This is a genomic window from Undibacterium sp. RuRC25W (genome assembly GCF_049339825.1).
Classification (GTDB): domain Bacteria; phylum Pseudomonadota; class Gammaproteobacteria; order Burkholderiales; family Burkholderiaceae_D; genus Undibacterium.
Genome location: NZ_JBMPPD010000044.1, coordinates 21,566 through 28,854 on the forward strand (window position 1 = coordinate 21,566; position 7,289 = coordinate 28,854).

At 40.4% G+C, this 7,289-nt stretch carries 6 protein-coding genes; all 6 read left to right on the forward strand.

The window, feature by feature from the left end; genetic code table 11:
• Positions 1–140 precede the first annotated feature (140 nt).
• The 6 genes from ACO0KV_RS16540 to ACO0KV_RS16565 all read left to right on the forward strand — a co-directional run bounded on the left by ACO0KV_RS16540 (position 141) and on the right by ACO0KV_RS16565 (position 6,951).
• Positions 141–887 carry an isoprenyl transferase gene (locus ACO0KV_RS16540; RefSeq protein ID WP_423043986.1) on the forward strand — a complete coding sequence of 249 codons (747 nt, stop codon included), beginning with the start codon at positions 141–143 and terminating at the stop codon, positions 885–887.
• Between the two features lie 356 nt (positions 888–1,243).
• On the forward strand, positions 1,244–1,582 hold the full coding sequence (locus ACO0KV_RS16545; RefSeq protein WP_423043975.1) for a MarR family EPS-associated transcriptional regulator: 339 nt from the start codon (positions 1,244–1,246) through the stop codon (positions 1,580–1,582).
• A gap of 50 nt (positions 1,583–1,632) precedes the next feature.
• On the forward strand, positions 1,633–3,078 hold the full coding sequence (locus ACO0KV_RS16550; RefSeq protein ID WP_423043976.1) for a mannose-1-phosphate guanylyltransferase/mannose-6-phosphate isomerase: 1,446 nt from the start codon (positions 1,633–1,635) through the stop codon (positions 3,076–3,078).
• Between the two features lie 255 nt (positions 3,079–3,333).
• Entirely contained in the window at positions 3,334–4,794 is a 1,461-nt protein-coding gene (locus ACO0KV_RS16555) for a lipopolysaccharide biosynthesis protein (protein ID WP_423043978.1), read from the forward strand.
• Positions 4,795–5,193: 399 nt separating this feature from the next.
• Positions 5,194–5,709, forward strand: coding sequence for a DapH/DapD/GlmU-related protein (locus ACO0KV_RS16560; protein ID WP_423043980.1), 516 nt, complete (start codon positions 5,194–5,196; stop codon positions 5,707–5,709).
• 24 nt (positions 5,710–5,733) lie between these two features.
• Entirely contained in the window at positions 5,734–6,951 is a 1,218-nt protein-coding gene (locus ACO0KV_RS16565; RefSeq protein ID WP_423043982.1) for a hypothetical protein, read from the forward strand.
• The last annotated feature ends 338 nt before the right edge of the window (positions 6,952–7,289 follow it).

The following is a 7,289-nucleotide window of genomic DNA, read 5'->3' on the forward strand; positions in this document are numbered from 1 at the left end:
ATTATAAAATGTGAAGCCGTGCAAAAACGTGCATGGTCATCAGTTGTATCAGCTCAGTTATCAGGGACATGAATAAAAGTGCATGTGACACCAATAAACTCCCTCTAGTTGCGGCAGGTAAAGAAGAAGATAACGAGAATATGAGTAAAAATAACACCACACTGACAACTGCCAACAATAACGGTATGCCGCGTCATATCGCGATCATTATGGATGGCAATGGCCGGTGGGCAACAAAGCGTTTTTTGCCACGGTTTGCCGGGCATGCCAAAGGGGTTAAAACAGTTAATAAGGTGGTTCAAGCCTGCGTCGATCGTGGTATCGAATACCTGACATTGTTCGCTTTTAGTTCAGAAAACTGGCGCCGTCCAGCCGACGAAGTTTCATTGCTCATGCAGCTTTTTAGAAAAGTACTGATTGGTGAAATCAGAAAAATGGGCGAGAAAAATATTCGTCTCAAAGTGATCGGCGATCTCTCTAAGTTCGATAAAGATCTACAAGACTTAGTGCGCAGTGCAGAGTCTGAAACCGCTATCAACACAGGCTTAACCCTGACTATCTGCGCCAATTATGGTGGGCGCTGGGACATCATGAATGCCTGCAATAAGCTGGTTGCTTCCGGTGTTAAGCAAGAAGATATTACTGAAGATCAATTAAGTGGACATCTGGCAATGGCCTATGCGCCTGATCCCGATATGCTTATCCGAACAGGTGGCGAGGCGCGTGTTTCTAACTTCTTGCTGTGGCAATTGGCTTATTCAGAATTTTATTTTACCGATACCTTCTGGCCAGATTTTGGTGTTGCTGCGTTAGATGAAGCGATTTCTTCGTTTCAAAAAAGAGAGCGCCGCTTTGGTAAAACCAGTGAGCAAGTGCAGGCGAAGTGACGTAAGGATGATGCCGAGTACTGATTTATGTCGGTTGCTCAGCGTCGTGTAGGAGGTCATGCAGCCATAAGAATCGTTGTTTGTCGTTGTTGTATATTCTGAGATCTAGTTAGGGGTCGTATCGCTATTCATCAACTTGTCACATGCAGTCAATATAATGACTGGGAATAAAAAGTTGTGGCAATTTGAATAATGCTATACTTTGCGTTCATTCATTGAACGCTTTTTATTTTGCTGCCATTGGCTCGGTGTCTGTCTAACGATAACATGAGTGTTTGGTTTATCAATGCGACGGCCAACGTTAGTTGGGGCGCATAGTGGCATGGATAAAGATCGATAATTGGACTCAAGCAAGCATGTATCGCCGACAAACTGATGACGAAGATGCGTATCTTGAAGTGATGCGCCTGCTAGACACCAACCCGCACATGTCGCAGCGAGAAATCGCCGCTGCGCTCGGTGTGAGTTTGGGTAAGGCAAATTATTGCCTCAAAGCATTGCTTGATAAGGGCTGGCTAAAAATGCAGAATTTTCAAGGCAGTACAAATAAGCTTGCCTATGCCTACTTGCTCACGCCCAAAGGCATCGTAGAAAAAAGCGAAATCACAGCGCGTTTTTTAAAAAGAAAAATGCATGAGTATGAGAATCTGCGATCACTGATCAATATGTTGCAGGCAGAAGTTAATCAAAAGTAGTTGCTGCGGCAACTAAAGAAGAAACTTAGAAGACAAGAAGGATGAAGTTAATGTTAAAAGTATCTCCAGTGATTTTGTGTGGTGGTTCAGGTACACGTCTATGGCCTTTGTCGCGTTCTGGTTTTCCCAAACAGTTTTTGGTCTTGTCTGGCACCACAAGCTTGTTCCAACAAGCAGTTGAACGCGTCAACGCGATTGCTGCCGACGATGTGCAAGTTGGTGAAACACTCGTTGTCACCAACGAAGAGCACCGCTTTTTGGCCTTAGACCAATTACGTGAATTAAAAACTGTTAACGCGACGTTGTTGCTGGAGCCTGTTGCTCGCAATACCGCACCCGCATTGACTCTTGCTGCATTGCGCGCAGTGGAGCAGGGCGAAGATCCGATCTTGGTCGTCACCCCAGCAGATCAAACGATTACAGATCCAGTTGCTTTTACTTCCGCTTTGCAGCAAAGTGTCCGCGCTGCTGCGGATGGTGCGATCATCATTTTAGGTATCACGCCAACCGCACCGGAAACTGGCTACGGTTACATCAAGCACCAAGGTGCTTTAAAAACGTTTGGTGAATACAGCGTAGCGCAATTCGCTGAAAAACCAGATGCAGCTACCGCACAACAATATCTTGATAGCGGTAACTATTGCTGGAACAGCGGTATGTTCGTGCTACGCGCCAGTACTTGGTTGAAAGCCTTAAAGCAGTTCCGGTCGGACATCGCCACTGCAACGCAATCTGCTTGGCAAGATCGCGCTTCAGATGCGCAATTTATCCGTCCTAGCAAAACTGCTTTCGCGGACGTCCCAAGTGAGTCCGTTGACTACGCGGTCATGGAAAAATGCCCAGGTTCTGACACTGCCATTAACATGGTCCCGCTGGCCGCTGGCTGGAATGATCTGGGAGCGTGGGATGCCGTCTGGCAAGTTGGTGTGCAGGACGCAAACGGCAACGTCATGCAAGGCGACGCATTTCAAGCCGATACGACAAACAGCCTGATCTACGCTTCCAGCCGCTTAGTCAGCGCAGTAGGTGTTGATAACTTAGTGATCGTCGAAACCGCTGATGCTGTGTTGGTGGCTGATCGTAGTCAGAGCCAGCATGTTAAAAAAGTTGTTGCCATGTTGGAGAAGACTGCCCGAGGTGAGCATAACTTGCATAGAAAAGTACATCGCCCTTGGGGATGGTACGACAGTATCGATGAAGAAGATCGCTTCAAAGTCAAACGAATCAACGTCAAACCGGGTGCCAGCTTAAGTCTGCAAAAACATCATCATCGTGCGGAGCACTGGATTGTTGTCAAGGGCACGGCTGAAGTTACTTGTGGGGAAAAAGTGATTTTGCTCACTGAGAACCAATCTACCTATATTCCTCTCGGCGAAGTGCATCGATTAAAAAATCCGGGCGCGATTCCTCTGGAAATTATTGAGGTTCAGTCGGGAAGCTATTTGGGCGAGGATGATATCGTGAGGTTTGAAGATAGCTACGGTAGGACCAGTTGATAAATCGATTATCGAAGTGCGTGTCATATGTCTTGATAAATAAATTTGGCTTCATCAAATTTTTTTATTTTATTTCGATTGGTTGTACGAACAAGCCTCAACGTGAGGAATGATGATGAAGTGTTTAATCATTGATCTTAATAATGCGATTTCTAGAATAAAAGAAGATAATTATAAGAGCCCAGAGCCTACATTGGTGATGGTTGCTCGATTATGTCAATGTCACTCAGATGGTTTCACAAATAAGGTATGTAAGTGAATAAAATTAGAGGCTTGATAAATCGATTCGCGGGCTATTTTGTAACGTTTGGGGCTGGTGCTGTTCAGATTATTTCTGCGGTATTTTTATCGAGGATTGCATTTCATTATTTATCTACGTCTGAATTAAAGTTGTGGTTTGTAATGATGGCAGTAATGCCATTTATTTCGTTATTTGAATTAGGGGTAACGCTTGTTCTACCGCATCAATTAGCCCAAATAAATTATGAAAAAAACGCATCGTCAGCCTTAATAACTAATTTTTTGACGGCTGTGGTTGCTATCACAACTCCGGTACTGATTATTGCATTAGTGTTGGCTAAGTTTGGAGCCACTCTTTTAAGTGAATCAGATATTCCATTGATCATTATTTTGTGCATTGCCGTCTACCTTAGAGTGATTGGTAATGTTTTGCAGGGTGTGCTCTATGCAATGTGTGACAATGCAATAGAAAAAACAATACGAATCGTATCTTCCTTAGTATTAACAATTACAGGGGTAATCTGCTTGAAAGCTGGTTTTGGTATTTACAGTATGCCAACAGCATGGATATTTGGAGCCTTATTGTCTATTGGACTAGCGATAGGGCGACAAATTGTAAAATGGAAAATAAGGATTCACTTTAACTCTATAAGTAAGCAAAAGGTAATGGAGATGCTTGGAGCTGCGATCCGATATATTGCAATCGCAGTCCCTGGCCAATTTGTGTTCAATGCGACCCCTTTTATAATTGCAGCAAATTTACCGGCAACTGATACGATTAGTTACGGACTCAACCTGCAAATTATTGCAGGTATTGGTTTGGTAGCTAATACGCCGATTACAGTCGCAACCCCAAAGCTGGCAGCACAATATCGCAAGTCGATATCAGATGCATCCAGCCTTTTGATGAATACGTTGCGATTAAGTGGATTATTGTCAGTTTTTTTACTCACCATAATTTGGATAAATCAACATTTGATATTGTCTGTGTGGACTGGGCGATCTATGCAAATTGATTCAGTATTTTTGGCCGTTTATTTTTTTATGATGTTTGTCGAATGGCAGCAAAATACAATGTCTACGGCGGTAATGGCAACAGGTAATTTTAAGTTTGTAATAGTAACCATCTGTTCTGCTTTACTGATTTTATTGGGCATGCCGTTGATAATTAAAAGGATAGGGTTTGTTGGTGTACCGCTTTCCTTATTGGCCGCACAGCTGATAACTTCTCATCCCTATAATATTAGATTGGCTTTTAAAACATACAGAATCAAGCTTTTGTCGTATTTATTAAATCTTAGAGAACCATTTTTTCTATTTATCTTGATCTGCGTTGGTTTTATTATATGCAATGAATTTGATGTCGGAGCTTTAGCTCAGCTATTCATTACTTGTTCGTTGGGCCTCCTTGTTCTCTGTGGTGTTTTCTACAGAAATATTCTTACAAAAAGTCAAAATATTCAATTTCACTTATGAGCAGTTTAAAAATTAAAGAGCTGCTACAAAATCTTTTCGATAAGATTATTAGGAATATTTCAGCTTCAGACTTGGTTAGGTATTACCAAATCTTATCTGAATCCTTGACTGCAATTTTTAAGGAAATTGTGGATTTCATTTGGAATAATTCTCACACTCAAGAAAGTCAATTGGCAGAAAATTCGATCTATGGAACAAACAGGATAAAAGTCCATTTTTTTCTTAGAGATTACGTTCTTTTCCGGATATACAGAGTAGGAGCGTTTAATATTTTCAATGCTATGTTAGATATTGAGGAGTCTTGAAGTGATATCACCGTATATTCTCTGTGATCGTTTTTTTACTTTGTTTCGATTGTTTGATTTAGCGTATTGGCGTTTATTTAGTAGACTCATTGTCATGCGTTTGCCTTCTACACCACGTGCTTTCTTTATCCAAAAACCGTTATCTTTAATCGGGCTTCGATATTTGGAAGTTGGTGATAATTTTTGCTGTGGATTTCATGCGAGAATTGAGGTTTTTGATCGGCATAACGCATCAAAGTTTAATCCGAGAGTAAGAATTGGAAGGAACGTTAGTATTAACGATCGCGTCCATATAGCTGCGATCAACAGTATTGAAATTGGGAATGACGTATTGATTGCAAGCGACGTTTATATCTCTGATCACTCTCATGGCGATACGCTTGAACTCAGATGCGCGTTACCTCCATCAAGTAGACAATTGGTTTCCAAAGGACCAGTGAAAATAGCTGACAAAGTTTGGATAGGAGAGAAAGTATCTATTTTACCAGGCGTTCAGATTGGTGAAGGTGCAATCGTTGGTGCTGGGTCTGTGGTTACCCGTAACGTTCCCCCTTATACAATCGTTGCAGGGGTGCCCGCACGGGAAATCAATAATAAAAATAATCTTTAGTTAAAAATATAGAAGGCATGTAACATGATTCACATATTTACTATTACCGCTCGCAATTATCTAAGCTTAGCGATTACATTGGGTGATTCCGTAAAAAAACATCATCCTGAGGCTCGTTTTTCTATCTGTGTGGCTGATGGATTGGATGCTATTAAAACATCTGACATCGAATATGCCTTAGTCGACGTACCAGCCATACTGGGTAAAACTTTAACTGATGATTTGGCTTTTAAATACAACATTACGGAATATTGTACCTCGGTAAAACCTATTTTATTTCGACATTTCTTTGAATCGGAACAAGATACAGATCTTATTTATTATATGGATCCGGATACCTTTTTGTATGATAGGTTGGATGTAATTACTGAGTCGACACCTGAAAAAACACTTTATTTGGCCCCCCATTTACTCGATTGTAGGATCGCTGACGACCATCCTTACCCTGAGTATAAGCATTTGTGGGAAGGTATCTTTAATCTTGGATTCTGTGCAATAAGACGTACTTATAAATCTGCTGCAATTATTGATTGGTGGGACACGCGACTGCGGCAATATTGTTATGCTGATCATATCGATGGTCTCCATACTGATCAAAAGTGGATGGATTATGCACCTGCTTTTTTTGGATTAGATTTAGAGATCGTCCGAAACTATGGGGTTAATGTCGCCCATTGGAATTTAGGTGAAAGAGAAATCAGTTCAAAAGAAGATTGTATTTTTGCGAACGACGATAGGCTGATTTTTTTTCATTTCTCTGGGTTTGATTTTAACGGAAAAGTTTTAGCGAAACATGTGAGCGCTGAAAAACAGAATTATTTTTCGAATACTATAAAACAGATGGCGGATACCTATCGTTCATCTGTTCATCAGAATGGATATAAAAAATTTATAACTATTCCATATAGATATTCCAGTTTTGATGATGGTGTGGCGATCACTAGCATTCACCGCAGAATTTACCGAACACTTAGCGAAAAGGATGGTCAGAAACTACCTTTCGAAGCTAGTAGTAACTTTAGGAAAAAAATTGAAAAGTCCCGCTTATTAGATTTTAGTAAAGAATCTTTGCAAAACTATAATTCTGGAACTGTTCAAAATTTAGGAAAGATTACGCGGGTGTTGGAGTCATCACTAAAATGTTTCTTATTGATATTTGGTATAAAAAATTATAGTTATTTAATTAAATTCTTTTCGCGTTATAGCCGTATTGAAAACAATATTTTTTTATTGAAAGACTAGTGTTTTTAAAAAAAATTTAATGTGGAATATGAGTTCATTAGCGTTGGGATTAAAGTTCATTGCTCGACAAGGATCACATTGGGTAATTTTTATCTCTGCTAGGAACTAATGATAATTTAATTTAAGTTGCTATTCACAATTTTGGATAGAAAGTAAATAGGTAATTTGAATTGTTGTTATTCGAATTTGTACGTATATTATTTTTCGGTAAATTAGGGCGTGTTGACATATAAAAAGCTGTTAACTTTTCCCGAAGTGTGTTTACATTCTAGATTTTAAAGAATGAAACGATGCTGCGACTGATGTTGAGAGATGATCAATGGGAACGAATTGCGCCT